The sequence below is a fragment of the Oceanospirillum beijerinckii DSM 7166 genome, from assembly GCF_000422425.1.
Taxonomy (GTDB): domain Bacteria; phylum Pseudomonadota; class Gammaproteobacteria; order Pseudomonadales; family Halomonadaceae; genus Oceanospirillum; species Oceanospirillum beijerinckii.
Genome location: NZ_AULT01000010.1, coordinates 16,950 through 37,277, shown reverse-complemented (window position 1 = coordinate 37,277; position 20,328 = coordinate 16,950). Strand labels below are relative to the sequence as shown.

18 protein-coding genes are annotated in these 20,328 nt (G+C 50.1%); 4 read left to right on the top strand and 14 right to left on the bottom strand.

Features of this window, described 5'->3' with window-relative positions; translation table 11 throughout:
• Window positions 1–146: 146 nt before the first annotated feature.
• From clpB to rluD, 3 genes are all read right to left on the bottom strand, one after another.
• Window positions 147–2,720 (bottom strand): ATP-dependent chaperone ClpB, encoded by a 2,574-nt coding sequence (clpB, locus tag H579_RS0104265; protein ID WP_028299653.1) that lies wholly within the window; start codon window positions 2,718–2,720, stop codon window positions 147–149.
• Between the two features lie 222 nt (window positions 2,721–2,942).
• Window positions 2,943–3,686 (bottom strand): peptidoglycan editing factor PgeF, encoded by a 744-nt coding sequence (pgeF, locus tag H579_RS0104260; RefSeq protein WP_028299652.1) that lies wholly within the window; start codon window positions 3,684–3,686, stop codon window positions 2,943–2,945.
• Window positions 3,686–4,639, bottom strand: coding sequence for a 23S rRNA pseudouridine(1911/1915/1917) synthase RluD (rluD, locus tag H579_RS0104255; RefSeq protein WP_028299651.1), 954 nt, complete (start codon window positions 4,637–4,639; stop codon window positions 3,686–3,688). Before rluD ends, pgeF begins: the two co-directional genes overlap by 1 nt.
• A gap of 271 nt (window positions 4,640–4,910) precedes the next feature.
• Here rluD and H579_RS24175 point away from each other — a divergent pair, with 271 nt between their 5' ends.
• Window positions 4,911–5,735, top strand: a complete 825-nt coding sequence (locus H579_RS24175) for an outer membrane protein assembly factor BamD (protein ID WP_051227294.1) — start codon at window positions 4,911–4,913, stop codon at window positions 5,733–5,735.
• A 164-nt stretch (window positions 5,736–5,899) separates the two neighbouring features.
• Window positions 5,900–6,163: a PP0621 family protein gene (locus tag H579_RS0104245; protein WP_028299650.1), complete on the top strand. Its 264-nt coding sequence runs from the start codon at window positions 5,900–5,902 to the stop codon at window positions 6,161–6,163.
• A 120-nt stretch (window positions 6,164–6,283) separates the two neighbouring features.
• On the opposite strand, the gene thiO is transcribed toward H579_RS0104245, so the two are convergent.
• The 5 genes from thiO to H579_RS24165 form a co-directional block, all read right to left on the bottom strand.
• A complete protein-coding gene (gene thiO, locus H579_RS24170; RefSeq protein WP_036565306.1) occupies window positions 6,284–7,402 on the bottom strand; it encodes a glycine oxidase ThiO in 1,119 nt (372 codons plus the stop codon).
• Window positions 7,403–7,464: 62 nt separating this feature from the next.
• Entirely contained in the window at window positions 7,465–8,250 is a 786-nt protein-coding gene (locus tag H579_RS0104235) for a type IV pilus modification PilV family protein (RefSeq protein WP_028299649.1), read from the bottom strand.
• A 5-nt stretch (window positions 8,251–8,255) separates the two neighbouring features.
• Window positions 8,256–8,786, bottom strand: a complete 531-nt coding sequence (locus H579_RS0104230) for a pilus assembly PilX family protein (RefSeq protein ID WP_157834551.1) — start codon at window positions 8,784–8,786, stop codon at window positions 8,256–8,258.
• Window positions 8,787–8,797: 11 nt separating this feature from the next.
• The gene (locus tag H579_RS0104225) at window positions 8,798–9,598 is read right to left on the bottom strand and encodes a prepilin-type N-terminal cleavage/methylation domain-containing protein (RefSeq protein ID WP_028299647.1); all 801 of its coding nucleotides are present in this window, start codon (window positions 9,596–9,598) and stop codon (window positions 8,798–8,800) included.
• Window positions 9,599–9,609: 11 nt separating this feature from the next.
• Window positions 9,610–10,149 carry a GspH/FimT family pseudopilin gene (locus H579_RS24165; RefSeq protein ID WP_036565304.1) on the bottom strand — a complete coding sequence of 180 codons (540 nt, stop codon included), beginning with the start codon at window positions 10,147–10,149 and terminating at the stop codon, window positions 9,610–9,612.
• A 101-nt stretch (window positions 10,150–10,250) separates the two neighbouring features.
• Between H579_RS24165 and H579_RS0104215 the strand changes: the two genes are divergently transcribed.
• Window positions 10,251–10,649: a type IV pilin protein gene (locus H579_RS0104215; protein ID WP_028299646.1), complete on the top strand. Its 399-nt coding sequence runs from the start codon at window positions 10,251–10,253 to the stop codon at window positions 10,647–10,649.
• Window positions 10,650–10,860: 211 nt separating this feature from the next.
• Here H579_RS0104215 and ispH read toward each other — a convergent pair whose 3' ends face one another.
• The 5 genes from ispH to ribF form a co-directional block, all read right to left on the bottom strand.
• Window positions 10,861–11,808: a 4-hydroxy-3-methylbut-2-enyl diphosphate reductase gene (gene ispH / locus H579_RS0104210; protein ID WP_028299645.1), complete on the bottom strand. Its 948-nt coding sequence runs from the start codon at window positions 11,806–11,808 to the stop codon at window positions 10,861–10,863.
• Window positions 11,809–11,839: 31 nt separating this feature from the next.
• Window positions 11,840–12,298, bottom strand: coding sequence for an FKBP-type peptidyl-prolyl cis-trans isomerase (gene fkpB / locus H579_RS0104205; RefSeq protein ID WP_028299644.1), 459 nt, complete (start codon window positions 12,296–12,298; stop codon window positions 11,840–11,842).
• Between the two features lie 125 nt (window positions 12,299–12,423).
• Window positions 12,424–13,020: a signal peptidase II gene (gene lspA / locus H579_RS0104200; RefSeq protein WP_084623914.1), complete on the bottom strand. Its 597-nt coding sequence runs from the start codon at window positions 13,018–13,020 to the stop codon at window positions 12,424–12,426.
• Window positions 13,021–13,210: 190 nt separating this feature from the next.
• Window positions 13,211–16,018, bottom strand: coding sequence for an isoleucine--tRNA ligase (gene ileS / locus H579_RS0104195; protein ID WP_028299642.1), 2,808 nt, complete (start codon window positions 16,016–16,018; stop codon window positions 13,211–13,213).
• Between the two features lie 146 nt (window positions 16,019–16,164).
• On the bottom strand, window positions 16,165–17,139 hold the full coding sequence (gene ribF / locus H579_RS24160) for a bifunctional riboflavin kinase/FAD synthetase (RefSeq protein WP_051227293.1): 975 nt from the start codon (window positions 17,137–17,139) through the stop codon (window positions 16,165–16,167).
• 370 nt (window positions 17,140–17,509) lie between these two features.
• Between ribF and H579_RS24155 the strand changes: the two genes are divergently transcribed.
• The gene (locus H579_RS24155) at window positions 17,510–18,535 is read left to right on the top strand and encodes a phytanoyl-CoA dioxygenase family protein (protein ID WP_051227292.1); all 1,026 of its coding nucleotides are present in this window, start codon (window positions 17,510–17,512) and stop codon (window positions 18,533–18,535) included.
• 84 nt (window positions 18,536–18,619) lie between these two features.
• Here the strand turns inward: H579_RS24155 and murJ are convergent, their stop codons facing one another.
• Window positions 18,620–20,179 carry a murein biosynthesis integral membrane protein MurJ gene (gene murJ / locus H579_RS0104175; RefSeq protein ID WP_028299641.1) on the bottom strand — a complete coding sequence of 520 codons (1,560 nt, stop codon included), beginning with the start codon at window positions 20,177–20,179 and terminating at the stop codon, window positions 18,620–18,622.
• Window positions 20,180–20,328 lie beyond the last annotated feature (149 nt).

The following is a 20,328-nucleotide window of genomic DNA, read 5'->3' as shown; positions in this document are numbered from 1 at the left end:
ACCCAAGTAATGAATAAAAAAGGGCGTAGATTCAAAGACCGACACCCTTCTCAATTTAGCGATATGTTCTGTTTCAATAACAAGTTTGTTCAGCTGATGACACTGAGCGATCCCTCTGTCAGAATCATCAGCAACCTGTTCAACCGCTAAGCAAACACCAGCTCACCCTCTTTATTCTGAACCTGAATGGTATGACCCGGGCTGAACTTACCAGCCAGAATCTCCTGGGCTAGCGGGTTCTCAATCCAGCGCTGCATAGCGCGCTTCAATGGACGGGCACCGTAAACCGGATCAAAGCCGATTTCAACCAACTGCTCCAACGCTTCATCGGTAATATCCAGTTTTAACTCACGTTCCGCCAGACGCTGTTGCAGACGCTCCAACTGGATACGCGCGATACCTTTCACTGCCGCACGGCCCAGACTGTGGAATACCACAACCTCATCGATGCGGTTAACCAGCTCTGGTCGGAAGTGGCTGGCGACCACATCCATCACCTGAGCTTTCATCACATCGTACTCTTCATCCTTACCACCATGGGACTGAATCACATCGGAACCCAGGTTCGAGGTCATCACAATCACAGTATTTCTGAAGTCGACAGTACGGCCCTGACCATCGGTCAGACGACCATCTTCCAGCACTTGCAGCAGGATGTTAAATACATCCGGGTGAGCCTTTTCCACCTCATCCAGCAGGACTACCGAGTAAGGACGACGACGCACGGTTTCAGTCAGATAACCGCCTTCTTCGTAACCCACATAACCCGGAGGGGCACCGATCAGACGCGCTACGGAGTGCTTCTCCATAAACTCCGACATATCGATACGCACCATCGCATCTTCGGTATCAAACAGGAACTTAGCCAGAGCCTTACACAGCTCGGTCTTACCCACACCAGTAGGGCCTAAGAACAGGAAAGAACCGTTTGGTCGATTCGGGTCCGCCAAACCGGCACGGGAACGACGCACCGCATTCGATACCGCAGACACCGCTTCTTCCTGACCTATGACCCTTTGATGCAGGCCCTCTTCCATCTTAAGCAGCTTTTCCCGCTCAGATTCCAACATCTTGCTCACCGGAATACCGGTCCATTTAGAGACGACTTCCGCAATCTCTTCATCGGTGACCTTATTACGCAACAGCTGACTCTCTTGCTGTTCCTCAAGAGCGGCCATCTCCATACTGCGCTCCAGATCAGGAATAATGCCGTATTGAATCTCCGACATTTTAGCCAAATCACCGGCACGACGAGCCGCATCCATATCCAAACGAGCCTGTTCCAGCTCACTTTTCAGCTGTTGTGTGCCCTGTACTGCGGATTTCTCGCTCTTCCAGACCTCTTCCAGATCAGCGTATTCCCGCTCCAGCTGGCTGATCACCTCTTCCAGGTGTTTCAGGCGCTTGCGGGATGCGTCATCATTCTCTTTCTTCAGCGCTTCACGTTCGATCTTCAGCTGGATCAAACGACGATCCAGTTTATCCATCTCTTCCGGCTTGGAATCCATCTCCATACGGATACGTGAAGCCGCCTCATCAATCAGGTCAATTGCCTTATCCGGCAGCTGGCGATCGGTGATATAACGCTGGGATAGCTTCGCTGCCGCAATCAGAGCACCATCACTGATATCTACACCATGGTGCAGCTCGTAACGCTCCTTCAGACCACGCAGAATCGCGATGGTATCCTCTTCATTGGGCTCATCCACCTGCACCTTCTGGAAACGACGCTCCAGAGCGGCATCTTTCTCGATATACTGGCGATACTCATCCAGCGTCGTAGCGCCGACACAGTGCAATTCACCACGGGCCAGAGCCGGTTTTAGCATGTTACCCGCATCCATGGCGCCATCACCTTTACCGGCACCGACCATGGTATGCAGCTCATCAATAAACAGAATAATCTGACCTTCCTGCTTGGACAGCTCATTCAGTACCGCTTTCAGACGCTCTTCAAACTCACCACGATATTTAGCACCGGCAATCAGCGCGCCCATATCCAGTGACAGTACCTGCTTGTTTTTCAGACCTTCCGGCACCTCACCATTGATAATACGCTGGGCAAGACCTTCAACAATGGCGGTTTTACCTACGCCAGGTTCCCCGATTAAAACCGGGTTATTTTTGGTACGACGCTGCAGTACCTGAATCGTACGGCGAATCTCGTCGTCACGACCGATTACAGGGTCCAGCTTACCGTCCAGCGCACGCTGGGTCAGGTCAACGGTAAAGCGATTCAGAGATTGACGCAGTTCTTCAGCATTAGGATCATCCACGCTTTGTCCTCCCCGCACCTGATCAATGGCATTAGCCAGACTATCTTTGCTCAGGCCACAGCCTCGCAGCACCTTACCAGTATCACTGGAGTCAGCGACTGCCGCCAATAGCACCAGCTCGCTGGATATATATTGGTCTTTGCGCTTTTGTGACTCTTTATCCGCCAGGTTCAAAATCCGCCCCATTTCAGGAGACATCATCACCTGGCCATCGCTATTGCTGATAACCGGCAAAGCTTCCAGCTGCTCACGCAGCTCGTTGCGCAACTTGGTATAATCACCGCCAGCCTGAACAATCAAAGGACGTACAGCACCGTCGCGTTGTTCAACCATCGCCAGCACCAGATGAACCGGGTGCAACATATTGTGATCGCGGCCAACAGCCATAGATTGTGCATCGGCCAACGCCTGCTGCAGCTTTCCAGTTAAACGATCAACACGCATACTTAAATTCCTCACGTAATCTGTGCGAGACCTGGCCAGAGTCGTTTTAGAGGCTCTTCCAGGTAGGCCAACAGATAGAATAGCTTTCGTTTCTTACCAAGAAAGATAGGGACACTTAGGGCAAGTTCAAGAGTGAGCCTGAAGATAAAGGTCTAAGCCTATGATCTATATCAGAACTTTTTAATTGCAGAGAGCATAAAAGAGGGGGAGGCACAGAAAGAATTACTGTGCCAGCCAGATCACACTGGCCATACGACCGGTGACACCATCACGACGATAGGAGTAGAAACGACTGCGCTCAGCATAGGTACAGAAGCCACCGCCATAAACCTGATCAACGCCACATAGATTCAAGCGTAAACGGGCCAGATGGTAAAGGTCCGCCATATAGTGTTTTAGACGAAACGGGCTGGGCTCAAAGCATTGGAAAGCCTGAGCATCACTGGCAATAAAGCGCTCACGTACCTCCTCACCTACTTCAAAATGTTTACTACTGATTGCAGGCCCCAGCCATACGATGACTTTCTCCGGCGGTAAGTTCAGGCGTGCCAGAGTATGTTCCAGCACACCATCGGCCAGGCCGCGCCAGCCAGCATGAGCTACGGCAACCCGATCACCCTCAGTGGAACAGAAAAATACCGGCAAACAATCCGCCGTCATTACGACACAGGCATAATCAGAGCTAAACGCCACCGAAGCATCCGCTTCCATACCCGGCTTGTATTCGTCGGCCACAATCGTGCTATGGGTTTGATTGAGCCATAACAACGGATGGGCGTCACCCACAAAATGCTGCAGGTCTTCACGGGCCATAGCCACATGAGGCGAGCTGTCTCCCACATGTTCTGCCATATTGAAATGTTCATAGGGCTTAGGGTTACCACCCCGCTCACGGGAGGTTACCAGTGCCTTTACACTTCTTGGCGCAGGCCAATGAGGTGATATAAAAGCGAATGCGTTACGCATTATAGATCTTTATCCTGGGTCAGTTCTTCCAACAGCTGCAGCATATCTTCCGGCAGATCCACTTCCCATTCCATCATATCGCCGGTAGCAGGATGCCACAGTTCCAGACGTTTGGCATGCAGGGCCTGGCGACTAAAACGACGCAAGGCTTCTTTCAGCTCAGGGCTGCAACCCGCAGGCAACTTCATGCGCCCACTGTAAACGGGATCACCCACCAGAGGATAGCTGATATGGGACATATGCACACGAATCTGGTGCGTACGCCCGGTTTCCAGTTTACAGCGGATATGGGTATGACCACGGAAGCGACCTAATACACGATAATGTGTCACTGCAGGCTTACCGCTATCGGTCACCGCCATACGTTTACGGTCTTTATGGTGACGGCCAATGGGAGCATCAACTTTACCACCACCAGTCATCACACCAATCGCGACCGCTTCATATTCACGGCCCATACTACGGTCCTGCAACTGCTCAACCAGAGCATTCTGTGCCATCAGGTTTTTCGCGACCACCATCAGGCCTGTAGTGTCTTTATCCAGACGATGAACAATACCGGCACGGGGCAGGTGTGCCATTTCGGGGCAATGGTGCAGCAAAGCATTCAGCAGGGTACCACTTTGGTGACCTGCAGCGGGGTGAACGACTAATCCCGCCGGTTTGTTGATCACCAGAATATCGTCATCTTCATAAACAATATCCAGCGCGATATCCTGCGCCTGCCACTCTTCATTATCTTCAACAGTGGTATTTACGCTCAGAGTTTCACCACCGTTCAGTTTTTCCTTCGGCTTACGCACCTGACCATTCACCGTCAGCGCGCCTTCTTTAATCCAGCTTTGCAAACGGGAACGGGAGTAATCAGGAAACAGCTCGGCCGCAATTTGATCAAAACGGGAGCCACCCAGTTCAAAGGGAACGTCTGCTTGCAGGGAAATGGATTCAGCCATGGAGGATATCAGTCCGGAAATGAAGGTTGTGTCAGAAAAAAGCGTATATTACGTGCTGTACAGGCAACTCTTAAGTTATTTTATGTCTAATTCTCTCCCATGAGGGAATTAAATAATCAGCACGAATCCGGTCACGTATTTAATAACGGCCTGTGCTATAGTCGTCTGCCCGGTAATTCTACCATTGAAAACAGTTTTTTTGGTGATTATGCGAAACTTAGTCCACTATTTACACTTTTTCTCGCAACCCAAGCATACCCTGCGTCGGAGTATGAGTCTTGTTTGTCTGGCTGGAATCGGCCTGTTGACGGGTTGTGCATCAACGGATAATACGAGCAAAGATTTAGCAAAAGCAGAGCGCACTCTGTACCTGGAAGCTCAGGGCACACTGGACAGCGATAACTACACACGTAGCCTGGAACTGTTACAGGCTCTTGAAACCAAGTACCCCCTGGGGCGCTACTCAGCTCAGGCACTGCTGGAACAGGTTTACGCTCAATTTAAAAGTCAGGATTATGAGCTGGCCCGCGCGACCGCGGATCGCTTTATCCGGCTTCACCCAAGCCACCCACAAGTAGACTATGCTTACTATCTGCGTGGTTTGTCTGCATATATGGCAGGGCGTTATATGCTTGAAGGTATGGAGTTGGTCGATATCTCTGAGCGTGATCTGGGTGCAACACGCAATGCCTTTAATGACTTTAGTCAACTGATCCAACGTTTCCCTAACAGCCGTTATGTCACAGACGCTCGTCAGCGGATGTTATTTATTCGTAACGTATTAGCCCGTCATGAAATTTTTATCGCACAGTTTTATATTCGCAAGGGCGGATACCTGGCCGCAGTCAATCGCAGCCGTTATGCCCTGGAGAACTACCCAACGTCACCGGTGACAGCTGATGCCCTGGCGACACTGACAGAAGCCTATATACACCTGGGTATGGAAGATCTGGCTCGTGATTCTCTAAAACTACTGCGCGATCAATACCCGGATCACCCACAGCTGAATGATGATGGTGAGTTTCGTTTAATTGAAACGATGGGTGAAAAATCAAAAGCACCTTGGGAATTCCTGATTCCTGATGTGTTTAGTTAACAACCGATACACCTGACCGCAAAAACTCAATACTGATAACTAAGCTTCAGGAACACCAGATAGTTTATTGCGGTCTGAGTATCCATAAGTGATCTGTTTGACCGCTGCCTGATCAGTGGCATCGGGACCAGAACCCCAGACCTGCGGACGAAAAGGAAGCGTATATGGGATTTATTATTTTTCGACTGATTATCTTTGCTGCTCTGGTATGGGTTGGCATACGTCTACTTAAAGCCTACAACCGAAAAAAGCTTGAGTATCAACAGAAACACGTCAAAGACAAAAAAGAGCAGTCAGAACAGATGGTACAATGCCGCTTCTGCAGTCTGCATCTGCCACAAAAAGATGCTGTGAAACATGAACAGCTGTGGTTTTGCTGCCATGAGCACAAGCAACACTTTTTAGATGATGGGCCGGAACAGAGGTAGCCTGTTCGATGCAGGTAAACATCCGGAAAAATTCCATCCTATTAATGAAAAAAGCAGCTTAAGCTGCTTTTTTTCATATTCTGTCACCTGTGAGTTCAATGGTATCATCCAAGCGCACCATCAGATCATCACACCGTCATCCGCTTCCTGTAAACGCTTCTCTGGCAGATAAGGTTCAGGGTCAATAATCGGCTCTTGGCCTAATAACTGATTGCACAGCAACTGAGTGGCCGCAGGTGCCAACACCAGACCATTACGGAAGTGACCGGCATTAATGTAGAGCTTTTTCAGGCCAGGCACTTCGCCAATAAATGGCACCCCATCAGGAGAGCCTGGGCGCAAGCCACACCAGTGATGCTCAACGGCCAGATCTTTTAATGCCGGTAGAATCGATTCCGCAGATGCCATCAGATCCGCTTTGGCTTCTTCTGTCGTTTGTTTATCAAAACCAGCATACTCCAGTGTAGAGCCCACCAGAATACGGCCATCATTACGAGGAATCACATAACGGCCATCCAACATCACCACTCGGTCCACCAGGCCCGGCTCTGCTTTGTACACCAACATCTGACCACGCACTGGCTGTACCGGTAAATCAGGCAAGATGCCTTTTAAAACCTGACCGCTCCAGGCGCCAGAAGTCACAATAACCTTACCTGCACTTAAAACAGAGTTCGCAGTTTCAACACCGATGGCATGCCCATCCATCTCGCGAATGCCTTTCACCTCAACACCTTCCAGAATCCGCACATTGTCACGCAACTCCAGACTACGCTTAAGCGCTTTCCCTAAACGCGGGTTACGAATACTACCCACTTCGGGCATCCAGATCGCCTGCTCTTTATCTGGCACGATATTGGTTTCAGTCTGGTAGATAAAATCTTTGCCGACTCGAGTCAGAGGGCGATGGTGTTTTTCCGCCCAAGCGAGGGCATCCTCTTCATCGGCGACCCGCAGCATCAACAAACCGCCGGGACGAAACTCAGGATCAATACCGGTTTCTGCCAATAACTCTTGTGCTAACTTGGGATAAAAGCCCTGAGACCAGCTGGCCAGAGCCGTTATCTCTGCGCGGTAACGCCAAGGGTACAATGGAGAGACTATTCCCCCTCCTGCCCAAGAGGATTCACGGCACAACTCATTTTTATCGACAATAGTGACATCTGCACCACTATCAGACAAAGTACGGGCCATCATCATGCCGATCACGCCCCCGCCTACAATCAGAAAATCATTCAACAACTCTATCCTCTACATTTCAGGAGCATCGCTCAGGGTGAAGATTTTTTTAGGTGGTTCTTTTAAGGTGATTCTTTTAAGACAATAGTAACCACCGGCTCTCTTTGTACCCACGTCGCCCCAACGTCAACATCTAAACCGTTCGCACCATAAACAGCATCAGAGAGCAGATCAAACGTCACTTGATGACTGATATTAACGGCTAAGGTGTAGTGCCCATCACCGTTATCAGATCCACCTTCTATCATGCTATTTGGCACATTATTTTCTAACACCACAAGCGCAACCTGACCATAACCGGCCTCAGGCGTAATCGTCAAAGTGATAGGATAACGATATTTCCCGCCCATATCCTCTGCACCTCCCACAGCAATAGTGACCACTGGCGGGTCAGGATCATCAAGCGAACAGCTACCATATATACAGTTAGCGGCACCTTCCGGGTCCGTATATAAACGGTCGGGATAAGCGACAGAGGATAACATCATGGCTTGGCTTCGATTCAGGGTATCGGTCCAGGTTACACTGGCACTATGGTGCTGCGCGTCAGTAATACCTGCAAACGAGCCTACCGTCCAATTTACCAAATATTGAGCATTAGCACCGGTTTCAACACTATGACCACCCGCAGCACTGTCATGATCAATACGCAACGCTTCAACTTTATCCGATGCATGGCTCAACGCCTGTATACGTGCCTTATTGGTGCCACCTTCATGCAGTAAATCACCTTGAAATTTTGCGGTCGCCATCAGGCCAATCGAGACCACTAACAACACCACCATCACCTCAATCAGAGTCAAACCTTTCTGATAAAAAGCTGGAGAGGTCAAAGACGAAGTTTTCATTTTTATCACCAGTCCTGCCAGGAGCCCGGTACACGGATATAACCGGTAGACGCCGGAAAGTTACTCAAATCTTCCAGCACTAACATCACCTGAGAGCGGCTCAAGCTATGATCACTGCTTGCAGAGGCTTGCGTGCTCATCTGAATCAACCACTGCCCACATGCATCATCAACAGTACCGGAATCAGGCGAGATACAACGACGACGGTAGGAAACCGTTAAAATATAACTGTCGATAGCAGCTGTAAGACTGGTGTTAGGCGCATTTAGGTCGTTAAAACTCTGACCATTAGCATCTTCATCATTCGTATTCCAGGCCTCAAAGTCGGGCTGATGACGATTCAACCAAGCCAGACCATACTCTAATGCCGCTTCTGATGCATAGGTCAACTCCTTCGCTCGGTAGTCATTAGATGCTATTTTTTGATCCGTTAGCAAAGTCTTCGCCGTCAAGAAGCTGACGGATGTGATCGCAAGCAGCAACATGATGGAAAAGGTTAAAGTGGCCATGCCCTGCTGTCGGCGATAAAGAAGCATAATCACACGCCCTAAGGTACTGCTGGCACTGTGTATAAACGGTCATTACGAACCCGAATCCGTCCAGCAGCAGAGAGAGAGTAATGACCGAGGGAACCCGTGATGCTGATGGCAAGATTGCGAACTTCCAAACAGTTCGCACCAGGGCCGCAACTGACACCACCGTTCGTCAGGTCGATCTGTTCAGGCCCTGCTTGCGTGGTACCCGCTTCATCAATATAGCGTACATCAAAGTCATCAATGGTGACTTCAGGGTCTGTCAGGTCTTCCCAGCGCCCTGTACTACTGGTGCAATCGAAGCCTGTATTAGCGATGGCAGCTCTGGAACGGCGCATTTCCAAGGCCCCCTTATTTAAACGAAAGCCGAACTGCTCAACATTTGCGGTATTCTCCGTTACAGGGTTAGCCAAAGCCGCTCCGCCATTTGAACTGACTCCCAGGCTGCCATCCTGGTTCAAATCATAGCTATAAGTAACACAGGTACAGATATTCCCTGTGCAGCTTCCACCCAGCGATAGATTATTAACCCCCTGCATAAAAGGGTTAGCAGTGTAAACACTGAAGTCATTCTGATTATTGATCGTCATAAAATCGACTGAGTAACCGCCAGCCCGTTTCAGCTCAGTCAATATCAAATCAAGACTGGCTCTCAGATTGTGATTCAACTGCGCCTGCTGATGGTTGTTATTCGCCTGTTGAACACCAGTCACATAGATACGACTCACAGCCATTGCCATCACACCCGAAAGCAATACGGCTATCATTAGTTCTACCAGAGAGAAACCTGCTTGCTTTCCCTGCTTGAGGTCCATATCCCAGCCTCCTAACAGTCTGTCCACCCGGCCATATTATTATTGTTATCGCAGCGCCGGACCCGACCCAGCAAGCTCACTGTGACATCAATATTATAGGCACCACTTTCAAACACATAGGACCCTGCAGGACTGGCGGTACCCCGGATCGCATTAAATCTAAAGTTAAAATCCGCAGCCATATCCATCGCCACATCACCATAGTCATCGCTATTGATCACCCGGCGCACTTTCATCCCATTAATTGGTAGTGTGCAGGCACCGGCCAGATCAGGATCAGTGATCGTGCAGTCGCAATTATCATTCACGCTAATGCCGATACACCAGGTTGCACCATCGCCACTCATCGTCATATCCACAAAAATATCTGAGTTACGCTTAATCGCCTCAGAACGTGCCAAAGAGAGCTCCTGCTTCAGGTTATTGGCAACACCGCGAATATTTTCAATCTCAATCTGCTCTTTAACGCTGGGAACAGCGATAACGACAAGGATAGAGACAATGAGTACTGTCAATAGCAACTCGATTAAGGTAAATCCCCGACTATACACAGAACCTCCTGTCCTTAGAGGGTGCTTTCGCCTAACATTTAATCGACACACGCCGTGCAAGTGTAAGAGTCCACCAGACCGGTAAGCAAATGGAGAGCGCCATGAATAGGCTAGAAAAGGGATTTACATTGATCGAGCTTCTGATTGTAGTCGCTATTTTGGGTATTCTGACAGCCGTCGCTTATCCCTCATACAACAACTATGTTCTTGAAAGCCGCCGGGCCGATGCCTATACCGCTATTATGAAGGTACAGCTGGCACAGGAAAATTGGCGTGTGTCCAGTAGCAGTTACTCCAATAGCGCTTCGGATATTGGCGTGCATTTAACCTCTGAGGAAGGCTGGTACAAGCTGAAAATTGAAGATGCGTCAGCAACAAACTACACGGTAACAGCCAAAGCGGTAACAGGAAAGGTACAGGCAAATGATACTGGCTGTACCAGTATTGTGATGACAGTGACGGCTAGCGGCGAAGCGAAAACACCCGCAGCCTGTTGGTGATCTAAACCTCGTAAAGCAAAAAAGACGCTTGACGCGTCTTTTTTGTTATTACAGAGAAAGGTACAGCAGCTTATACCAAACCAGATAAGTTGTTGTAGGTCGGAAAAGCCGCAAGGCGCCTTCCGACAATCATCCGGTATCGGAGTCAGTGTCGGATGGCGCTTCGCTTATCCAACCTACTCTGATATCAAGAAACTTATCGGGAATGGTATTATTCCACTTCTGTCAGCCTTAGCTCTTTTGGAATAGAGAACACAATATTCTCTTCCCGACCTGATAACTCTTTTGGTGCATCTGCACCCAACTGTTTTAAGCGCTCGATCACCTGTTCAACCAGTACCGCAGGGGCAGAAGCACCCGCAGTGATACCGATCTGACCAACATTTTTCAACCACTCAGTTTGAATCTCTTCGGCATTATCGATCAGATAAGCCTGGGTACCAATCCGCTCGGACAGTTCACGCAGACGATTCGAGTTGGAGCTATTGGGTGAACCGACTACCAGGACCAGATCCACCTCTTCCGCCAATTGCTTCACCGCATCCTGGCGGTTTTGCGTAGCGTAGCAGATATCGTCTTTTTTCGGGCCTTCGATCAGCGGGAACTTGGCACGCAGGGCATCAATCACCCGTGCAGTATCGTCCATCGACAATGTCGTCTGAGTCACATACGCCAGCTTACCCGTGTCTTGCACTTCCAATGCTGCGACATCCGCCTCATCTTCCACCAGATAGATCGCACCGCCGCTTGAGGTATCATAACGCCCCATGGTGCCTTCTACTTCCGGGTGGCCGGCGTGACCGATCAACACACACTCCTGGCCTTGTTTGCTGTATCTCAGCACTTCAAGGTGAACCTTGGTCACCAGAGGGCAGGTGGCATCAAAGACTTTCAGGCCACGACGATCCGCCTCATCCTGCACCGCTTTGGATACACCGTGAGCACTAAAGATTACGATGGTATCGTCCGGGACTTCGTGCAGTTCATCGACAAACACCGCACCACGGTTACGCAGATCATTCACCACAAACTTGTTATGCACCACTTCATGACGCACATAGATGGGCGGCTCAAAGATCTCCAGCGCACGGTTTACGATCTCAATGGCACGATCAACCCCGGCACAAAAGCCTCTGGGGTTGGCCAGCAGAATCTGCATGCCTTGTTCACTTGTCATCAGGCTATCCCGCTTATTCCGCAGTGGCTTCTTCCGGCGCATCAGCCACCGAAATCACTTCCACGTCAAACGTCAGAGTACGACCGGCCAGCGGATGGTTAAAATCCACCTGTACGGTTTTATCGTCAAATCCTGCGATCACGCCCGGCAGTTCACCGTTGGCTTTATCGGCGAAGTTGATCATCAGACCTTCTTCCAGTTCCATATCACCAAACTGAGCACGGGCAATCGTCTGCACATTGCTTGGGTTATGCTGACCAAAAGCTTTTTCCGGCGCAACAGTGAAGCTTTGTTTACTACCAGCGCTCAGGCCGTGCAGCAGCTGTTCAAAGTTTTCAGGCAGGTTGCCATCACCAACAGCAAAGGTAGCCGGGGTTTTATCAAAGGTGCTGTCCACGACAGCGCCATCTTCCAGTTTCAGGGCAAAATGCAAAGTGACCTGAGTCCCTTGACCAATCTGTTGTTCACTCATCTTCACGACCTTCCACGTTTGTGGGTTAGACAAAATTTGGCAGTTTATTAGGGGCTTTCAAATTATTGGAGGCCTTTCAAACTGCAAGCTATACGCAATAGAGCATGCGCTACAGCGATAAAACGTCAGGATTTTTTACTATCGGGGTTGCGAATCATATCGATAATTAGCATACCTGCACCCAGGGTAATGGCGCTGTCTGCCAAATTAAAAGCGGGGAAGTAGTTGTTTTCCCAGTGGAAAAACAGAAAATCCACCACATAGCCCAGCAAGACACGATCATGCAGATTACCCAGCGCACCGCCTAACACCAGCGCTAAAGCGACGGCTAACCAGGTTTCATTGCCTTTTAAGCGTTTTAACCACACCAGCAAGACACCACTGACCACCACGGCAATCAGGGCAAAAAACCAGCGCTGCCAACCCGCTTCATTGGCCAGAAAGCTAAACGCCGCGCCTTTATTGTGCAGCAGGGTCAGATCAAAAATCGGCAGCACTTCTAACAGTTCACCATAACGGAAGGTATTGGATACCCAGGCCTTAGTAGCCAGATCCAAGACAATCACCACCAGCGACAACCACAGCCACTTTAACTGGCCCCATTTACTGACCTTGGGCTCATCAATCAAAGGTGTTTGCTGGTGGTAGCTTCCAGACAGAGACGGGCCAGCATTCGCTGACCCGTTAAGCGCTTCGCCCCTGTGTGTATCTTTGCGTGCCATAGTTAACCGCTTTTTAATCCGCTTAATAGGTAATATCAGCTACCAGCTCAGTATGAGCAAAACACAGTATCATTTAAGAGACTGGATCATTTCAAAACTCTGGGCAGGCGGTTCTAACCACCCATTCGGCCAGCCATCGCTGTAAAATAAGCAAGCAGCCAGCCGAACGGTTTATTTCTAATCCAAAGGCTTAAGCAAACTGACGTTGCTCGCCTTCGCCATCTTCCAGATTAGACACGCAGCGACCACAAAGTTCAGGGTGATCCGCATTCTGGCCCACGTCTTCACGGTGGTGCCAGCAACGACCACATTTCGCATGCTCAGCGGCTTTAACCACAACTTTCAAACCAGCCAGTTCAGTCTCTGCCGCATCAGCCGCATCGGCCAGCGGTTTGATCTGAGCATCAGAGGTCAGCAGTACAAAACGCAGCTCGTCACCCAGGCGACCGATCAACTGCTGCAGCTCGTCATCCGCATACAGGGTCACTTCAGTGGAGAGAGAACCTTTCACCTTACCGTCTTTACGCGCGTCTTCCAGAGCCTTGTTTACGGCTTCCTTCACACTCATTACGCGATTCCAGTAGTCGCGGTTCATCTCACCGCTGTCCTGCATCTCGAACAGACCGTCATACCAGGTCGTCAGGAAGACAGATTCGCCACGCTCACCCGGGATATTTTCGTAGATCTCTTCCGCAGTGAAAGCCGTAATAGGCGCAATCCAACGTACCAGCGCTTCTGCGATATGGTACAGCGCAGTCTGACAAGAACGGCGTGCCAAGCTGTTTTCCTGTGTGGTGTACTGACGATCCTTGATGATATCCAGATAGAAGCCGCCCAGATCCTGGGCACAGAAGTTATGTACCTTCTGGTAAACGCTCAGGAAGTGATATTCTTCATAGGCAGACAGCAGTTCATTTTGCAGCTGCAGGGAACGATCCACCGCCCACTGATCCAGAGACAGCATCTCTTCCGGTGTCACCATATCGGTTTCAGGGTTGAAGCCGTTCAGGTTGGCCAGCAGGAAACGTGCGGTGTTACGGATACGACGATAAGAGTCTGCAGTACGCTGCAGAATCTGCTTGGATACCGCCATTTCACCGGAATAATCGGTTGCGGCAACCCACAGACGCAGAATATCCGCACCCAGAGAGTCGGTCACTTCCTGTGGCGCGATCACGTTACCCAGGGACTTGGACATCTTGTAGCCCTTCTCGTCCACGGTAAAGCCGTGGGTCAGCACCTGCTTGTACGGCGCACAACCATTGATCGCAATCGACGTTTTCAGCGAGGACTGGAACCAACCACGGTGCTGATCCGAACCTTCCAGATACAGATCCGCCGGGAAGGTCAGCTCGTCACGGTTGTTAAGTACCGCGTAGTGAGTCGCCCCGGAGTCGAACCATACATCCAGCGTATCGGTGACCTTGGTGTACTGATCGGCTTCATCACCTAACAGCTCAGCGGCGTCCAGCTCAAACCAGGCATCCATACCTTTTTCTTCGATGCGCTGCGCTACCTGCTCAAACAGCTCAGTCGTGCGCGGGTGCAGCTCTTCAGTCTCTTTGTGGATAAACAGCGTAATCGGCACACCCCAGGTACGCTGACGGGAGACACACCAATCCGGGCTCTGCTCAACCATCGCCTCGATACGGTTCTGGCCCCAACCCGGGAACCACTGCACACCCTTGATCGCTTCCAGCGCGTCTTTTTTCAGGCCTTTCTCTTCCATCGAGATAAACCACTGTGGCGTCGCACGATAGATCAGAGGTGTTTTGGTACGCCAGCAGTGAGGGTAGCTGTGCTCAAACGCTTTGTGATGCACCAGCTTGCCTTCACGCTTCAGGGCATCCATTACCGGCTCATCCACTTTATAGACATGCATACCGGCAAATTCACCGGCCTCATCCGTATAGGTTCCGTTAGCCTGAACCAGATTAATCGTGCCCAGACCGTATTTCTGCCCCACCAGGAAATCGTCCATACCGTGATCAGGCGCGGTGTGTACTGCACCTGTACCTGCATCGGTAGTGACGTGATCACCCAGAATCACAGGTACCTGCTTGTCGAAGAATGGGTGCTTCAACAGCTGGTTTTCCAGTGCCTGACCGGAAGCCGTTGCCAGCACTTCAAACTTATCTTCGCCCCAACGCGCCATGATGCCATCCACCATAGACGCAGCCAGTACCAGGCGCTGATCACGCAGCTGTACCAGGGCGTAATCCAGATTCGCATTCAGAGACACCGCTTGGTTAACCGGCAGTGTCCAGGCGGTGGTGGTCCAGATCACAACGGAAACATCGCCTTCACCGGCAGGATTACCAAACAGCTCCAGCGCCCTGGCTTGATCAATAAAGGTAAATGCCACATCCAGAGCAATCGAGGTCTTATCCTGATACTCCACCTCAGCTTCTGCCAGAGCGGATTGACCGACCACACTCCAGTAAACCGGCTTATAGCCTTTTACCAGGTGGCCGTTTTCCTGAATACGACCCAGAGCACGAACAATATTGGCTTCGGTATCGAAGTTCATGGTCAGGTAAGGTTTTTCCCAGTCACCGTGCACACCCAGACGGATAAAGTCGGCTTTCTGGCCATCCACCTGTTTTGTTGCATACTCACGACACTTCTGACGGAACTCACTGAACGGCACCTTGTCACCGGCGCGACCGATCATGGTCTCTACCTTGTGCTCAATCGGCAGACCGTGACAGTCCCAACCCGGTACATATGGCGCATCGAAACCCGCCAGCGTACGGGATTTCACAATCATATCTTTCAGAATTTTGTTAACGGCGTGACCAATATGGATATTGCCGTTTGCATACGGAGGGCCATCATGCAGAACAAATTTCGGACGACCTTCACCCGCCTTACGCATCTTGTCGTACAGACCAATCTCATCCCAACGAGCAAGACGATCAGGTTCGCGCTGAGGCAGGTTGCCGCGCATGGGAAAATCAGTTTCTGGAAGATTGAGAGTGTTTTTGTAATCGCTCATGGCTCAGATATCGCTGCTCAGATTTTCAAAAAATAATAGGGTTACAGACAGTCCGTTACTGGTCATTCAGGCTGATGTCCGTGGCCTAAGGCTGCCGGGCAAGTTAACCCTTCATGTGCCTTTGGACCATACGATCATTGCCCTGTTCAGTTAATACCCAGTATGCCGTGGGCCAGAGGGATCATCTGACCATCATGTCCATCAAAATAGCTGCGCGCCACCTGCAGATCCTGCTGGATCTGTTGACGCAGCGCTTCCACATCCGGGAAACGCACTTCATCACGTAACTTACTGCAAAAGACTACCTGCACACGTTGTCCGTACAGGTCGCCATTAAAATCAAACAGGTGCACTTCCAGCGAAGGTTTAACGCCTCGAATCGTCGGCCTGTTGCCAATATTGGCAACCCCACGATAAGTTGTACCATCCTCTCCTGTCAGCAGCACCGTATACACTCCCTGCAACGCAGGCTTTTTATCTTTTAATGATAGATTGGCCGTCGGTACGCCCAATTGCCGCCCCAGCTTCTGGCCATGTATCACACGGCCAGAAATCTGATAAGGTACGCCCAATAGTTCACTGGCCAGAGTAAAGTTAGCATCGGCTAAGACCTGACGTACCCGTGTACTGCTGACGCGCTCAGCAGCCACTTCAAAGGTTTCAGTGTGCACCACATCAAAACCTTGCTCTTCGCCCACCTGTTGTAGCAGAGCAAAATCACCGGCCCGATCGCAGCCAAAACGGAAGTCATCACCCACCACCAGATAACGAATATCCAACCCCTGGATCAGAACCTCTTCAATAAAGGCCTGGGCAGATAAACTGGCTAAACGACGGTTAAAGGGCAGACAGACCACACGATCAACGCCCTGCTCGGCTAAACGCTCAGTCTTATCACGAAAGCGGGTCAAACGGGCCGGAGCCTGATCTTTAGCAAAGAACTCTCTGGGCTGAGGCTCAAACACGACCACAGTAGAAGGTAGCCCCAGCTCCTGAGCCTTGGCTTTGACCTGACGTAAAACAGTCTGATGTCCCAGGTGTACACCATCAAAATTACCAATGGTGGCGACACAGCCTCTGTGTTCAGGCCGGAAATTATGCAAACCTCGAATCAGTTCCATTTTGCCCCAGCTACCCTCGTTCAGGTGGTTTAATACCCGTGCTTATCCAATAAGAATAAACGGCTAAGTGCACCCTATGCAGTGTGTACACAAAAAAATCAAAAGAGCCTGATTATAGCGAAATAAACGTACGGTGCACCCTTTCAACCCAATATCTCATCAGTAAGGGCTCAATTGTCTACTTTAAAGCAGTATTTACAGGCAAAATATAGAGACAAAGCCCTGTGATTTAACTTAACGGGCAACCTTCCCATTATCCAGGCTGTAGTTTAGCCTGAGGTCACTCTTTTTCTCCTCATGACCATATTCCTATAGCATACTGCTCGAATCACAGAGCAAATACCAAGACAATCGAGCCAAGGGACTGAATATGAAAGAAGTGATGCCTCAAGAAACCAAGCAACAGCGACTGCCTGAAAGCCAGGAGTTAACAGCGTTAAACATCCCCCACCTAAAGCGCTTCTGGCATAAGCATCAACTCAACAAACAGGGTAGGATCGACCAGGAATTGATACAGCAGGAGTGGGAACTAGATCTTATACTGATCAATGAACTAAACCTTGGCTTGGAACCTGCCCTAGCCTGTCTATATCAATGCTCAAAGCTTACTGAATTTGAGGACTTTGTTTTAACAAAGAATAATGATCAAGCTCCCGACCAAGCTGTTAAAGCAATCAATCAAGCTCTACGGCACTCTCCTGCACAATACGATCCCCAAGAAATTACAAATGTGCTTTCAGAAGAGCAGATGGCATTTTGGAATGAACAGGGTTATATCATAATCCCCTCTGTTCTGAATCAACAGGAATGTGACACTCTACTCGAAGAAATTAACCGGTTTCTAAATTTCTCTTTGCAGGTCCCCGACACTTGGTACCTCCCCCATGAAAGCAAGCAACAAATCATGGTGCAGTTTTTTGATAGCCCTATACAGAAAAAGATTAGAAAAAAAGAGGTTATTCGAAAAGCCTTTGCACAACTATGGCAAACAAACCAGTTAACGGTCTCCACTGACCGAGTCAGTATTAACCCCCCTGAGACGGAGTTATGGAAATTTCCTGGCCCTGACATCCACTGGGATCTTGATCACTTTAACCCACCTATTCCATTTCGTACGCAAGGTCTTATTTATCTGACCGATACCGCAGAAAATCAGGGAGCATTCAGCTGCGCTCCGGGCTTCCACCATAAAATTGATAATTGGCTAAGATCTTTACCGGATAACACCAACCCTCAAGAGCAGGATTGGTCCAAATTTAATATCAAGCCTATTGCTGCAAAAGCTGGAGATCTTATTATCTGGCACCACGCTCTTCCCCATGGTAGCAGCCCGAATAGAGCCCATAGCCCACGAGTTGTGCAATATATTAATATGTACCCCCTACATAAAGAATAGGCGGAGATCAAAGCCTCAGAGCAGCCGGAGCATAGTTGAGCGAGAGCTATCTATAGGACATACCTCGTCACTGACCACATTAAATCAGTGGCGCAGGTCTCTCGGTTTTAAACCGGTTAATATCAGCATGGCCACATAACCAACACCGCCAAAGGCTACCAGAATTGCCATCCAGATTGCTCGCTGCAGCCAATCCACACTGGCCCACTCGGCTAACGTTGGATTCAATTGCAGCAATAACACCAGCATCAAGCCTGTGGATAAGATAAGTTGCAGCAGATACTTCCACCACCCGGCTTGCCAGACAAAAACACCAGACTTTTTCAGCCCGTACCACAGCAAACCGGCGTTCAGGAAGGCTGACAGCGAAGTCGCCAGTGCCAAACCAGCATGCTCCAACCAGAACACCAAGCCCAGGTTAAATACCATATTAGCCACCATGGCCTTAATACCTATCTTCACAGGGGTCGTCGTATCCTGACGGGCGTAATAACCGGGAGCCAACACCTTAATCAGCATAAAGGCGATCAGCCCCACCGCATAAGCGCGCAGGCTCATTGCCGCCATATCCACATCATGCACCGTCATCGCACCGTACTGGAACAGTGTAAATAGCAGAGGCTCAGCCAGAACAATCAGGGCCACAGCAGCAGGTACCGCAATCAGCAGCACCATGCGCATCGACCAATCCAGGGTTCTGGCAAAACCCTGTTGGGACTTTTCCGCATGCTTGGTGGACAGACTCGGCAGGATTACTGTCGCAATGGCGATAGCAAAGACCCCCAATGGCAACTCAACCAAGCGATCGGAGTAGTACAACCAGGAGACACTGCCACTGATCAGGAAGGAGGCCAGCACCGTATCTAACAGGAGGTTAATTTGACTGACCGAAACACCAAACAAGGCCGGTGCCATCAGCTTCATAATGCGACGTACACCTTCATCCTTCCAACTGACCTTAGGCCTGGGTAACAGCCCAATTCGTGCCAGGAACGGTATCTGGAACAGCAACTGGACACTACCGGCGATCAACACCCCCCAGGCCAACGCCATCACAGGTTCAGCCATCATAGGTGTGAGCCAGATAGCCGAACCGATCAACGACAAATTCAGTAACACGGGGGTAAATGCCGGCACAGCAAAGCGGTCGTAACTATTGAGAATACTACCCGCAAAGGCAGTCATTGAGATCAATAACAGGTAGGGAAAGGTTAGACGCAACATCTCAACGGTCAGCGCCTGCTTCTCAGGCATCTGACTAAATCCTGGAGCAAATACCCACACCAACAAAGGCGCAGCAAGAATCGCTAACAGCGTGATACCCGCCAGAGTTAAGCCCAGCGTTCCCGCCACTGCATTAATTAACCCTTTGACAGCCACGCGATCCCTTTGGCTGCGATACTCCGATAACACGGGCACAAAGGCCTGGTTAAACGCCCCTTCCGCAAACAGACGACGCAGAAAGTTAGGAATCTTAAAGGCGACAAAAAACGCATCCGCACCACTGCCCGCACCAAACAGGTTGGCAATCACAATATCCCGTGCCAGACCCAACACACGGGACAGCATGGTCATCATGCTGACAATTAAACCGGAGCGCAGCAGGCCGGGTTTGCGAGCCCCATCGCTCTTACCAGAGGTCATTTCGTTATTACCAGAACTCGCTTGATGGTTACCAGAAGCAGCTTGGCCTGGCTGTGATTCCGAAGGCTGGACTTGATCGGATTGAGAGGGCCGGGACTGAGGCCGGGACATAGCGAATCCTTAGAGCTGAGGAAAACCGGTAACACTTA